The sequence below is a fragment of the Vibrio sp. L5-1 genome, assembly GCF_021728315.1.
Lineage (GTDB): Bacteria > Pseudomonadota > Gammaproteobacteria > Enterobacterales > Vibrionaceae > Vibrio > Vibrio splendidus_K.
In genome coordinates this window covers 973,457-986,888 of the sequence record NZ_JAKKCQ010000002.1, presented here as the reverse complement: position 1 = coordinate 986,888, position 13,432 = coordinate 973,457, and the positions used below count along the sequence as shown (strand labels likewise).

Annotated in this window: 12 protein-coding genes; 1 reads left to right on the top strand and 11 read right to left on the bottom strand. The window is 45.9% G+C overall.

What is annotated here, in order from left to right:
• Positions 1-103: 103 nt before the first annotated feature.
• Positions 104-544, bottom strand: a complete 441-nt coding sequence (locus L3V35_RS11240) for a DUF411 domain-containing protein (protein WP_004736129.1) — start codon at positions 542-544, stop codon at positions 104-106.
• Positions 534-3,347, bottom strand: coding sequence for a heavy metal translocating P-type ATPase (locus tag L3V35_RS11235; protein ID WP_237299698.1), 2,814 nt, complete (start codon positions 3,345-3,347; stop codon positions 534-536). Before L3V35_RS11235 ends, L3V35_RS11240 begins: the two co-directional genes overlap by 11 nt.
• Before the next feature lie 301 nt (positions 3,348-3,648).
• On the opposite strand from L3V35_RS11235, the gene gltX reads away from it, so the two are divergent.
• The gene (gene gltX, locus L3V35_RS11230; protein ID WP_237299696.1) at positions 3,649-5,076 is read left to right on the top strand and encodes a glutamate--tRNA ligase; all 1,428 of its coding nucleotides are present in this window, start codon (positions 3,649-3,651) and stop codon (positions 5,074-5,076) included.
• 76 nt (positions 5,077-5,152) lie between these two features.
• Here gltX and L3V35_RS11225 read toward each other — a convergent pair whose 3' ends face one another.
• From L3V35_RS11225 to L3V35_RS11185, 9 genes are read right to left on the bottom strand one after another with little or no spacing between them, the layout of a single operon-like run.
• Complete coding sequence (locus L3V35_RS11225; RefSeq protein ID WP_237299694.1) at positions 5,153-5,617, bottom strand: Sbal_3080 family lipoprotein; 465 nt, start codon at positions 5,615-5,617, stop codon at positions 5,153-5,155.
• Positions 5,618-5,625: 8 nt separating this feature from the next.
• Positions 5,626-6,849, bottom strand: coding sequence for a beta-ketoacyl-ACP synthase (locus L3V35_RS11220; RefSeq protein ID WP_237299692.1), 1,224 nt, complete (start codon positions 6,847-6,849; stop codon positions 5,626-5,628).
• The gene (locus L3V35_RS11215) at positions 6,846-7,571 is read right to left on the bottom strand and encodes a 3-ketoacyl-ACP reductase FabG2 (protein WP_016767037.1); all 726 of its coding nucleotides are present in this window, start codon (positions 7,569-7,571) and stop codon (positions 6,846-6,848) included. Before L3V35_RS11215 ends, L3V35_RS11220 begins: the two co-directional genes overlap by 4 nt.
• Positions 7,568-8,032, bottom strand: coding sequence for a hotdog family protein (locus L3V35_RS11210; protein WP_237299691.1), 465 nt, complete (start codon positions 8,030-8,032; stop codon positions 7,568-7,570). The genes L3V35_RS11215 and L3V35_RS11210 overlap by 4 nt, the downstream gene beginning before the upstream one ends.
• A complete protein-coding gene (locus L3V35_RS11205; RefSeq protein ID WP_237299689.1) occupies positions 8,025-9,209 on the bottom strand; it encodes a beta-ketoacyl-[acyl-carrier-protein] synthase family protein in 1,185 nt (394 codons plus the stop codon). The genes L3V35_RS11210 and L3V35_RS11205 overlap by 8 nt, the downstream gene beginning before the upstream one ends.
• Positions 9,210-9,214: 5 nt before the next feature.
• On the bottom strand, positions 9,215-9,838 hold the full coding sequence (locus L3V35_RS11200; protein WP_237299687.1) for a DUF3261 domain-containing protein: 624 nt from the start codon (positions 9,836-9,838) through the stop codon (positions 9,215-9,217).
• Positions 9,835-12,207: an MMPL family transporter gene (locus L3V35_RS11195; RefSeq protein WP_237299686.1), complete on the bottom strand. Its 2,373-nt coding sequence runs from the start codon at positions 12,205-12,207 to the stop codon at positions 9,835-9,837. Before L3V35_RS11195 ends, L3V35_RS11200 begins: the two co-directional genes overlap by 4 nt.
• The gene (locus tag L3V35_RS11190; protein WP_114633092.1) at positions 12,179-12,877 is read right to left on the bottom strand and encodes an outer membrane lipoprotein carrier protein LolA; all 699 of its coding nucleotides are present in this window, start codon (positions 12,875-12,877) and stop codon (positions 12,179-12,181) included. Before L3V35_RS11190 ends, L3V35_RS11195 begins: the two co-directional genes overlap by 29 nt.
• The gene (locus tag L3V35_RS11185) at positions 12,864-13,394 is read right to left on the bottom strand and encodes an acyl-CoA thioesterase (RefSeq protein WP_017093402.1); all 531 of its coding nucleotides are present in this window, start codon (positions 13,392-13,394) and stop codon (positions 12,864-12,866) included. The genes L3V35_RS11190 and L3V35_RS11185 overlap by 14 nt, the downstream gene beginning before the upstream one ends.
• Positions 13,395-13,432 lie beyond the last annotated feature (38 nt).

Here is a 13,432-nt window from a genome sequence, read left to right as displayed (position 1 = left end):
AAAAGCAAAGAGCCTAGCAAGTAAACCACAGTCTTGGGTTTACTCATGCTAGGCTCTATTTTTATGACTTCTTTTAATTGCTTGGCGTTGGTCTAGTTAAGCTTTATTTTCCGTTGTAATGACGGTACTCAAACACCTGACCTTCTTCATTAAACGCATACACAGAATACTCGTCTTTCTTATCGCCATATTCCATGCCCGGAGAGCCCATTGGCATGCCTGGAACCGCTAAGCCAATCGCATTACGTGGTGGATTTTCTAAAAAGGCTTTCACGTCCTCTGCTGGAATGTGCCCTTCAAATACGTAACCGTCGATCTCTGCAGTGTGGCAAGAGGCTAGTTTTTGCGTTACCCCTAACTTCTGCTTTATTGGATTCATATCATCGTGGAGCTTCTCTGTAACATCGAACCCAGCATCTCGCATATGTTCTGTCCATTCTGTGCAGCAGCCACAGTATGGAGACTTATGGTTTAGAACATCAGTCGCGAGAGCTTGTCCTGAAATTGCAGCGAGTGCTGTAAGAGTCATAATTTTACGAATCATGGTTAACCTCATGAATATGGTTTTTGTTGATATTAGAATGTGTGGGTTTGAAAAGTCTTAATCTGTTGGCATTGCTTACTACCGTGATTGACGACATCGCCATCGCAGCGCCTGCAACGACAGGGCTAAGCAGAAATCCGAAAAATGGGTAGAGCACACCGGCTGCGATAGGAATACCAAGTGAGTTATAGATGAAGGCACCAAACAGGTTTTGCTTCATGTTTCTCACGGTCGCTTGAGATAGCTCGATCGCGTTGCTTACTGATAATGGCGATGAGTTGAGTAGCGTCATTTGCGCACTTTCAATCGCGACATCACTGCCACTGCCCATTGCGATTCCTATATCTGCTTGAGCAAGAGCTGGTGCATCGTTAATACCGTCTCCGACCATAGCAACACTCTTATATTGCTGTTGCAGCTGAACAATATGTTGAGCTTTCTGCTCTGGAAGCACTTCCGAGATAACCTCGTCGATACCGACGTCTTTACCTATTGCTTGAGCCACAGAGTCATTGTCACCCGTTAATAGCACAGTGTGAATTCCGGCGGATTTTAGTTGAGCTATCGCCTGTTTGCTATCTATTTTTAACGCGTCTGAAATGCCCAATATGCCTTCCAGTTTTTGGTCAATCACAATGAAAATAGGCGTCCACGCTTGCGAGCGGCAAAGTTCGATAAAATCCGCGCCAATCTCAGTATTGATGCCTAACTGGGTTAGGTATTTAAGCGAGCCAACTTGCACGTTCTTGCCGTTAATTGTTGCCTGTACGCCAAGCCCTCGTTGGTTTTCGAACTCGCTATGAGGTAGTGCTGAAACTTGTAGGCTCTCTGCATATTGGCAAACGGCTTTGGCGAGTGGGTGCTCAGATCCCACTTCTACTGAATAAGCATAAGCCAGTAACTCTTGCTCCGTTAGATTAGAGTAAAAGGCCTGTTGAACGGTTGGTTTGCCTTGGGTCAACGTACCTGTTTTATCAAACACAACAGCATCGATCTTGCTGGCAGACTGCAATACATCCGCATCTTTAATAAGAACGCCAAACTCAGCGGCTTTACCCACGCCAACAGTAATCGACAGTGGCGTTGCTAGGCCTAACGCACATGGACAGGCGATAATCAGTACAGTGGTTGATACCACGAGCATGTAACTTGCACTAGGTTGCGGGCCAACAAGAAACCAAACTAAGGCGGCAATGGCGGCGATTGCGACCACAACAGGTACGAACACGGCCGAGATAGAATCGGCAAGCTTAGCAATCGCAGGTTTGCTGCTTTGTGCTTGGCGAACCATCTGAATGATTCGAGCCAGCATGGTGCTTGAGCCAATTCCAGTCGCTTCAATCACTAAGCTGCCATCACCATTAATGGTACCTGCTGAAACGCCATCATTAATCGATTTAACGTTGGGAAGCGGTTCGCCGGTCAGCATTGATTCATCGATGTAGGATTCACCCGAAACCACAACGCCATCGACAGGGACTTTTTCTCCCGGTTTTACACGCACTTGCATACCGACTTGAATGGCTTCGACGGCGATGGTCTGTTCTTTACCATCGACGATAACCACGGCTTTTTGAGGCTGTAAGTTAATCAGTGCCTGTAAAGATTTGGTGGTGCGTGCTTTGGCTTTGGCTTCAATGTAGTGTCCTAAAGAGATAAGGCCGATAATCATTGCACTTGCTTCAAAATAGACATGACGCGATGGTTCTGGGAACCATGATGGAATCAGTACAACCAGCATTGAATAGAACCATGCTGCACCCGTGCCTAAAGCGACCAAGGTATCCATGGTCGCACGCTTATGCATGAGAGACTGCCAAGCATTCGTGAAGAAGCTGCGTCCCGAGGTCGCAAGCAGTATCAAACAGACCACACCAACCAATCCCCAAGCCAATTGGTCGTTAAATGTAACAATGGTCATGCTGCCACCGAACAGACCCCACGCCATCAGCGGAGCTCCGATAACCAGCGCGCTTACTGAATTCTTTAGGAAAGCTTTTTGGGTACGAAGTTGTTGTTCTTGCTGTTTTTGCTGTTGAGTCGCCGCGTCATCAACGAACTCCGCACCATAACCTGCGGTTTTTACCGATTCTATGAGAGCATTCTCGATGACGTCACGTGTTTTAGACGTGAAGACCAAGGCTGTCTGTTCTGCGAGGTTGATCTGAGCTTGGTCGACGAACTCATTCTTTTTCAACGCTTTCTCTACCGAAGAAACGCAACTCGCACATGTCATTCCTTCAAGAACAAGATGATAGGTATATTGGCTAGCAGCAGGTTTAGCTGGTGTCGGTTCTACGGGCGCTGTTTTTTTATCTTCTTTTGAATCTGAACTCGATAAAAGGTCATGAGCTTCAGAGTAGGGAGTCGCGTGATAACCCACGCTTTCGATCAGCGCAATAAGCTCTGATTCTGCAAGCAAAGTAACCAAGGACAATTCATATTTGCTGATTTCTAGGTCTGATATTTGCTCGGTCTGCTCAAGCGCTTGAGTCAGTTTGCTCACGCACTTACCACAGCTGAGTCCTGATAATGATAGATGCAGCGAATTACCCATGGAATAACTAAGGGTCGCTAACTGTTCGTTGAGTTCAACGTAGCTAAAAGGAGTCGAAATGTCGATGTACGTCGGCGATATGTCATTGATCGTCGTGTTATCGGAATCACCAAACAGGGTGTGGACTTTCTTCGCGCAACCCATGCAATTTAGGCCGTTGAGTGCGGTAGTGTAATGGTTCATATCGATACTCCAATTCTCATCTACACCCAACATAAACCTTACCGTAAGGGTAAGGTCAAACATAAATTTAAAAAATTGATCTTAGTGGAATATGAATGGGTGGGTTACGTTGGTGAAATAAGCGTGAGTTAAAGAAAAGCGTGGCTATAATTTATTGGCTCAGGCTATAGATTTGCTACATCGAAGCTGGATTTGGCCTTTCTACAGTGGCTTTCGCACAAGATCCGCGCATTAATCATTCACTACTGATTGTAGATTTAAGCGGTGGTGATAAAATAGCGCCCAAAATTTAGTGATATTTGTCTATTACAGACTTTGTATTAGACCCCACTAAAAGAATCACCTACATAATCAAGGTATTTAAATGACGGTTAAAACTCGTTTTGCTCCTAGCCCAACTGGCTATCTTCACGTTGGTGGTGCACGTACTGCACTTTACTCTTGGCTATTCGCTAAGAACCAAGGTGGTGAATTCGTTCTACGTATCGAAGACACGGACCTTGAGCGTAACTCTCAAGAAGCGGTTGATGCAATTCTAGAAGGCATGCAATGGATGGGTATGGAATGGGATGAAGGTCCTTACTACCAATCTAAGCGTTTTGACCGTTACAACGAAATGGTTGATAAGCTCCTTGCTGAAGACAAAGCGTTCAAATGTTACGCGTCTAAAGAGCTGCTTGATGAAATTCGAGCACAGCAAGAAGAAAACAAAGAAATGGCTCGTTACGATGCGAACCACCCTAAAATTGTTGCAGCAAACGAAGCAGCAAAAGAAGGTGATGCGTGCGTTATCCGTTTCCGTAACCCTAAAGAAGGCAGCGTAGTATTTGATGACCAAATCCGTGGTCGCATTGAAATCTCTAACAGCCAACTTGATGACCTAATCATTCGTCGTACAGACGGCGCACCAACATACAACTTCGTGGTTGTAGTAGATGACTGGGATATGGGTATTACACACGTTGTTCGTGGTGAAGACCACATCAACAACACACCTCGTCAAATCAACATCTATGAAGCACTAGGCGCGCCAGTCCCAACTTTCGCTCACTGTGCAATGATTCTTGGTGATGACGGTGCAAAACTTTCTAAGCGTCACGGTGCTGTATCAGTAATGCAATACCGCGACGAAGGTTTCCTTCCAAATGCACTAAACAACTACCTAGTTCGTTTAGGTTGGTCTCACGGTGACCAAGAGATCTTCTCTCAAGAAGAGATGATTGAATTCTTCAGCCTGAACGCAATCAGCAAGTCTGCATCTGCATTCAACACTGAAAAGCTACTTTGGTTGAACAACCATTACATCAAGACTTCTGAGCCTGAGTACGTTGCAAAATACCTGCAATGGCACCTAGACGCACAGAAGATCGATACAACAAACGGCCCAGCGATCACTGAAGTGATCACGCTAGTTGGCGAGCGTTGTAACACGCTTATAGAACTTGCTGAGCAGTCTCGTTACTTCTACGAAGATTTCTCTGAGTTTGAAGCTGGCGCAGCGAAGAAGCACTTACGTGGTGTTGCTAAAGGTCCACTAGAACTTGCTCTTGCTAAGGTTGAAGCGCTTGAAGAATTCACAACAGCAAACATCAAAGACGGTGTGATTGCAGCAGTATGTGAAGAGCTAGAGATCGGCATGGGTAAAATCGGTATGCCACTTCGCGTAGCAGTAACAGGCGGCGGTCAGTCTCCTTCTGTTGATGCAGTGATGGAGCTTGTTGGTAAAGAGCGCGTAATCGCTCGCATCAAGATGGCTCTTGAGTTCATCGCTGAGCGTGAAGCTAACGCTTAATTGAGCGATTGCTAGAATCAAAAAAGGGTCAGTAACTTGGTTACTGACCCTTTTTATTTGTTTTGAGCTTGGTTGATTAAAGCTTATCTTCAGCAATCATTTGGGTCGCTTGAGTGGAGGTTTTCTTATCGAACAAGATATCCATCATCGCTTTGATGCGTTCCATATTGTCGCCAAACTTTGATAAATTTCCGCTATTCGGTGCTTTAAACTCAACGTTGCCTATGCGTTGTTGATCTTGATAAGCTGAGATCTTAGCGTCCGCCACAAAGGTTCTGAAATCCCAGCTCCAGCGAGAGACATAATCAAGCGTAATGTCCTCTGGATTATGTTCTGAACCGTCGGCAACCACTTTACATTTCACCTGATTGTTCAGACACCAGTCGAGCATGGAATCGAGGAAAATGCTGCGTGTTTTTACATCTTCCACGATCGTGATATTTTCGATGTTGTTTGCTTCAGGAAGTGCATTGCCCGCATACTTCGGAGCACTGCAACCTGCGAGTAAAAAGACAACAGCAAGAGCTAGCCAGTTTTTCATTATCTATCCTAGATTTTTTTGAAGATGATGGAAGTGTTGATCCCGCCAAAGGCAAAGTTGTTGCTCATTAGGTATTCAACATCCAGTTCGCGGCCTGAGCCCGTTATGTAATCAAGTTTACCGCAGCGTTCGTCAATGTTTTCAAGGTTCAATGTTGGACTGAACCAGCCTGAATGCATCATCTCTAGGCTTAACCAAGCTTCAATTGCACCACACGCACCAAGTGTATGACCAAAATAGCTTTTCAATGAACTGATTGGCACTTCTCCGAAAATGTTCGCTGTCGCATTACTTTCTGCAATATCGCCTTTTTCGGTTGCAGTACCGTGAGCAGAGACATAACCAATCTTTTCAGCCGGAAGCTGCGCGTCTTTGAGTGCTTTCTCCATACAAACTTGCATGGTTTCCATTTGAGGTTGGGTCACATGAGCTGCATCGCAGTTGCTGGCAAAGCCGACAATCTCAGCGTAGATCTTTGCGCCGCGAGCGACGGCATGTTCATACTCTTCGAGCACAAGCGTACCAGCGCCTTCACCGATGACTAGACCATCGCGCTCACTGTCGTAAGGGCTAGGGGATTTTTCTGGTGTGTCGTTTTTTAAACTGGTAGCAAAAAGGGTATCGAAAACGGCAGACTCAGTTGGGCATAGTTCTTCACCACCACCAGCAACCATCACGGTTTGGTAGCCGTGTTTGATCGCTTCATAAGCGTAACCAATCGCTTGGCTCCCTGAAGTGCAGGCACTGCTGGTGGGAATCACGCGTCCGCGCAAGCCAAAGAACAGTCCAACGTTGACCGCAGCAGTGTGTGGCATCATTTGAACATAGGTAGTTGCTGTGATTGCTCGTGTCGATTTCTCGTTAAGCATCACACCAAACGCACCTACGGCATCAGTACTGCCGGTTGAAGACCCGTAGGCAATGCCCGTTTCTCCGTTAGTTAGAACATCATGTCCAATCAACCCGGCTTGTGTTAAAGCATCTTCAGTCGCGACAGTGGCTAAGCGAGAAACCCGACCCATGCCTCGAACCTGTTTACGTTTGTAGTGTTTTGGTAACTGGAAGTCATCAATAGGCGCAGCTAGCTTAGTGTTGAGGCCATCGTATTGCTCAAAACTTGGCATATATTGAGTGGCATTTTCACACGCTTTCAGTTTTGGTTCGATGTGCTTCCAATCATTACCAAAGGCAGTAACACCAGACATGCCAGTTACAACAACGCGGTGGGTCATACTAAGCCTCCATTGACTGAAATTACTTGGCGAGTGACGTAGCCTGCAATATCAGACATTAGGTAGCTGACTAGGCCAGCCACTTCTTCTGGCTCGCCCATGCGGCGCAGTGGAACTTGAGGTAGAGCGTGATCTTTCACGTGCTCATCAACCATACCGGTATCGATTAAGCCTGGAGCAACACAGTTTACCGTGATCTTGCGTTTTGCGAGCTCTAGAGCCAGAGACTTAGTCGCGCCAATTACGCCCGCTTTTGCTGCAGCATAGTTGGTTTGACCACGATTACCCATGATGCCAGATACCGACGCCAGAGTAACGATTCGACCGCCTTTACGCTTTTGAACCATAGGCATTACGCACGGGTGAAGTACGTTGTAGAAGCTGTCGAGATTGGTATGGATCACGCCATCCCACTCTTCTTCCGTCATGGCAGGGAAGGCCGTATCACGAGTAATGCCCGCGTTATTTACTACACCATAGTAAGCGCCATGTTCAGCTATATCTGATTCAAGCGTTTCACGGCATTCACTGCGATTGCTGATATCGAATTGGATCAGACGTCCTGCGCCACCCAATTCAGTGATCGACTTTAAGGTATCTTCGGCACCTTGCTTGTCACCCATGTAATGAACGGCGATTTCAAATCCGTCTTTTGCGAGTTGAATAGCGATCGCTTTACCAATGCCTTTACTGGCACCAGTGACTAAAACCTGACGGGTCATGATGGGCTCCTAGTTTTCATTTCTTGTAATTTGTGTTCAGTTGGCACATAGACATTAAGTTGGCATTGAGCCACCAATTCGCCTTGGTCTTCGACTCTGGCGGTAAACACGGCCATGCCACTGTCTTCCATCAGTTGCTCGGCGTAGATATCAAGGGTCTGACCTTGAGTGAACTCATCACATAGTGACTTGTAGCGACGAGAACCAAGTAAGAAGCCGATTGGAGGAGTCGTGCCGTTTTTCAGCGCATGGTATCCAGACCATGCAGCCACAGATTGCGCCATAAATTCGATACCGACATAAGCCGGTACGGTTTGAGATTCGGCATTAAAGAACAGGTTATGAGCACCAATATCGACCTGACAGTGAATCGACAACGCCTCTACATTGATAGCACGATCGATTAATATCATCGGATCATCGTGTGGAAGAAGTTGGTCTACAGAAGGGATATCAGTCATTTACTACACCAAAGATCAGGCTAATGTTGTTGCCACCAAAAGCGAACGAGTTGCTTAAGATGTTCTTTACTTTAAGTTTCTGGGAACAGTTTACCAAATCAATCTCAATATCTTCAGCTTTATCCTGACATTTTTGTAAGGGAAGCGGTAAGTCATATTTTAAAATATGCCATGCTATTGCAGCCTCTATCGCACTTGCGGCTCCAAGAGTATGCCCGGTGAGCGGCTTGGTAGAACTGACGGGAACCTTGTTTGCAAAAATACGATGAATGGCTTTGCTTTCCATTGAGTCATTGAGAGGCGTTGCGGTGCCATGAGCATTGATATAGCCGATGTCCTCTGCTGTTAGCTGTGCAGCGTTCAGTGCCTTTCTCATTGCTTGTTCTGCGCCATTTCCTTCAGGGTGAGGGGCTGATATATGGTGCGCGTCAGAACTATCACCACAACCTAACAGAGCAATATTGGGTAAGTTGTTCGATGGTTTTATTTTGCTAAGCAGCATAAATGCGGCGGCTTCTCCGATATTAATACCATCTCTAGAAGCACTAAAAGGCTGACAATGTGTCGTTGAAAGTGCTTCAAGGCCATGAAAACCATTGAGCGTCAGCTTACATAAGGTGTCCACACCACCGACTAATACAGCATCAGCCATTCCAGAATCTAACAAACGTTGAGCGGTAAGAAAAACACGGCCGCTTGATGAGCAGGCGGTCGAGATTGCGTAGCTTGGCCCTGTTAATGAGCAATATTGACTAACAAACTCTGAGGTATTCCCTAGCTCTTGTTTGGAGTAGTGATAATGCTCAGGAAACTCACCGTTTGCCAATTTATGTTTGAATGCCGCTTCACCGTCAGAAATTCCCGAGGTGCTTGTGCCGATAACCACAGCAATTCTATCTGCGCCAAATTGTGACTTTGCTTGTTCGATAGAGTCTTGGATTTGATTCAGAGCTGATAACGCCAGTTGATTGTTACGAGTGGCGTATTGTGCGAGATTGGATGGAACCTCTGGCAGTTCGCCTGCGACCTTACCGACGATAGTGTGCTTACCATCATTCAGCATATCGCTTACTTCAACCATGTTTGATTCGCGTGTATCTTTGAGGCAGCCATGAATGTCAGCAACGCTTGAGCCTAATGCGGAGTGGAAACCACAGTCTTGGATATAAATAGGCATGATGTTTAGCTCTTATTTGGGTTATCGACAATCGTTGAGTTCAACGTTTGTATAGTGATGGTGTAGCCTTGAATCAAATGCTTGAAAACAATGTCTCCAGAGAGCTTCTGCTCATTAGCTTTTGCTTGATACTCTATACGAATAATGGCTTGTTGGTCGTCGTCAAACACGGTTCTTGTATTGTCAGTATCGACTAGATGCCAACTTATGTTTTGCAAAGGCTGAGTCCAGGCTTCAGTCGGCCATAAGGTCAGCATCAAATTAAATAGCACCTGTTCAGGTTGTGGCAAAGTTGCGCCAAGCCCAGACAAAACCTGCGTATCAATCACTTGATTTTGATATTGCAGCGATAGGATGCGAGTACCCCAAGAAGAAAACCCCGCCAAAACTACTTTATCCGCTGTCACTTCGACTTGAACAGGCAATTGCTGCGTATCGGTTTTCCACGTAGCGCTGATGAGCTGACTGGCCGTGAGGGAGTATCCCAGTTCAGCTGGCAATGGTAGTGCTAGCTCGGTGTCATTGTTGATAGACACACTTGCACCAGTTGGCTGCTGAGAAACCATCGAGCAGGCACTGAGCATTACACCCACTAGCGTGACGAAGGTTACCTTTAATGTCCTGATCATCTAAAAACCTCTCGAGAAGTTGGTCTTTCTACGTTTTTGCTATTGTTGATCGCGAGTGGAGAAAGCAACCACGCCACAAAAATACCCGTTAAGACGGTAACGCCGAAACTATGAATGGCATGAGTCTGACTTAGTGACAGTAAGCCAAATGAAAGCAACGTTGTGAGACCCGATAGGGTAATCGCTAATAAGGTGCTTAGCGATTTTTTCTGCTCAGCAAAGAACAGGGTATAGTCGATACCAATCCCTAAAATTAGAATCAGTCCAAGCAGGTTAAACAGATTCAGTGTCGAGCCTAAAATGCTGGTGACCGCTAAACCTGCGACTCCGGCAATCAATGAAGGCAACAGCATTAATAGGCTTTGCTTCACACCGTAGCGCCAACCTAAAACCATCCCAATAGCGGCCAAAGCTATCAATAATAGCTCGGTGATCTTGACTCTGTATTCCTCAAAGAGAGCGGAGATTTCATCGGCTTTATTAAGGTATTTAACACCTTGTTGCTGAGCAAAGCTTGAATCGAGCCATTGAGAGAACAGTGCTGAGTTTGTAACGCCTTTGATCAAAATGACTGATGCCGCTTGTCCATCGATAGGTTTTAACCAAAGTGGTCGAACAGGTTCTGACACCGGTGATTCTAAAAATCCAGATACCGTGATTGCTTCGAACTTAGGTAATTCTGGAAAGCTAGGCCAACCAAGCGTGTTCTGTAAGATATGGCTTTGCTGGCGATAGAGTTGTTCAACCAATTGATAGTTATCATGCTGGTCTTGTTTACTTAACAACTGCTGATTGATGCTGCGATATCCTGAGATACCTTGGCTATCGATTAAAGAGTCTAAGCTCGCGGTGATTTCTGCCAGTTTTTTGAGTAGCTTTTGATCGCTCTTAGCGGTCACCAGCAGCATATTTTGGCCACTGCCTAATCCTGATATCTCAGTAATGGCTTGCTCTTGCTGTTTGAGTTGATCAGGCATCGCTTGAAGTTGGCGAATATCGTCGTCGTAGCGAATTTGACTGAGTGATATCAAGCTAACGACAGTCACTATTAATGGTAAGCCAATTCTAAACTTTTGGTTGCTCCAGAGACTTAACCAGGTATGCCAAAGCTTCGACAAGGGAAGCGGGCGTTCTTGACTTGGTTTTGCAGCTAAAACTGGGTACCAACACACCACGCTGGCGTAAGCCGCAATAAGCCCAATCGACGAAAACAGAGCAAGTTGCTGTAAACCCGGGAAAGGTGCCACCAACAGACCTAGGTAGCCAATCAAGCTGGTGATCAGACCCAAGGTGATCGCAACGATAATATGTTTCAACCCTTTGTTGCTTTGCCATTGATTACCCGCCGCCAAACGATCGGTTAGGTAATGAAAAGAGTAGTCGATGGATACGCCAATCAAGCTGGCACCGAACACCAAACTAAATAGGTGAACCTTGCCGAAGATAGCGACGGTGCTTGTAAGAGCAACCAACAACCCAGTGCTGATGGAAAGCAAGGATAAGGCAAGTGGTAGGGCACTACGAAACGTCAGCCACACCAATAAAATAACACCGGCTAATGAGCCCAAACCAATAGTACTGATTTCTGATTTCGCGCTTTCGGTGCCGTAATTTGCGTAGAACACCACACCGGTATGCTGCACTTTGACGCTAAACTGTTTTTCGACCTCGAGCTCAATTGAATCAAGATCAGGAAGTTGTTCTTGAATCGCCAAGCTATAAGGTGAGCCAGCCAGCGTAGCCGTGACCAAAATATGAGTTTGGTCATTAGATTGAGCGGTGAGGTACCCTTCTTTCAGAACAAAGTTACTTGATTGAACGCCAACAGCACTGATGTAGTCGCGAAATAGCAGAAATGGATCCATCGACAGTTCGGCTGCAGTGACGCCTGAGAATGGATTGTACAGAGACTGGATGACATATTGAGCTCGCGAATCCGGCGAGTGTGTCAGTGTCTCTTTTTGTTGTTGGGTCAGCAGTTGAGCTCGGTGACGAAAGTAGAAATCGCTCCACTGGCTTTGGGTGCTGGCGTTGATTTTGCCTTGAACTTGCTTAAACAGAGTTGGCTGACTTGAAAAAGCTCTTTGGTTGAGAGCTTTTTCAAAAGCGTCGGTCGCAATCATGGCTTGGTCGATGTCGGGGGCGCTGATGATAAACACTACTTGCTCGCTCATCGAGCTGGATATCTGCTGGAAGGCTTGCTCTACCATTGGGTCTTGCTGGTTTTCTGGTAGTAACTTTAGAATGTTGCTTTCAATCGGTACCGACGAAGAAAAAGCGAATTGTTTTATTAACAATACGCTAAATAGTACTACGATAACAAGCCAAACAAGGGCCAGACTAGAGTTGGAATTGTTGCGCTTCAGCATCTGATAATACTTCCGGTAGATGGCTTAATTGGCTAAATTCGATCACCGTGCTGTCTCCACGAATCTCTCTCAACTCAATACGTTCAATATCATTTTTACCTTGCAGCGTAATGGCTTCAAACACCGCGTTCATCGGCGCACTTTTCGGCTTTAGAGTGAGTGTCCATCGTGTGTCTTGTGAACTTGCGTTTGCACTTTGATCAGTGTTTGTAGTGGTTGCAGGCTCAAAGTCGAGTGAGAATTGTTCTTGGAGTTTTTGCGTATCCCCGTGGAACACCGATAAGAATATATGGCTGAAATAAAACGCCATTGGGTTTTCTTTGTCGGTAATGATTTTAGCGGGTTGATCGGCAAACCTTTGGCTCAGCTTGTTATCGGTTAACACCAAGCTCACAGGAAAGGGGGTAGTTTGCGTCCAAAGCAAACCATTCGACTTGTCTAACAGGAAAGTACCTTGTGACGTCAAAGGCTGGGCGAACATTTCCATGTTGCGCGTTTGGGTGAACTCACCACGCACTATGTTGTTTGCGCTTAATACTGTTTGCAGATCTGAAATAGAACCAACCGTAGCTGTACTTTCATTAGCAATAACAAAACTACTCGCCGTCATTGAGGCAAGCCCTAGTAGTGCGATGCTGATGTGTTTGCGACTGCGTTTAAACAGACTCATGTTTCACCTGCTGCTGTGTGTTAGATACTTGAGGTTGGTCTGATTGTTGGTCGCTTGGTTGCTGTTCAGTTGATTGGGGTAAGCAGCCAAATTGATGCCAATGCTCGACTTTATCTGTAAACACTTTCGGTGAAGCGAAGCACATCTCTTGTTCTTCAATGGTCACCGCAACCTGCATTGTGTGGGCGCGTGTCATGCGAGCACCTGTGTTGGCATCGTGAATTTCGTAGTCAACACGCAGGCGGTTTTCCCATTCAGTCAACTTAGCCGATACCTTGATCTGATGATTGAACGGTATCGCCTTAATGTACTTTACACGCGTGTCGATGATCGGCCACATGTAGCCCGAATCCTTCATCTCATGGTAGTTGTACTCAATCTTATCCATCATGATACGCCTTACTTCTTCAAAAAATCGGAAGTAATTACCGTGATAGATCACGCCCATCGGGTCGGCATCTTGGAATGAGGTGATAAGTGTCACCTCAGATTGTAATGGATGAAGGATTTCAGACATAAATCGCTCTCAACAATATTGCGTAAAGGGTTAGCTAC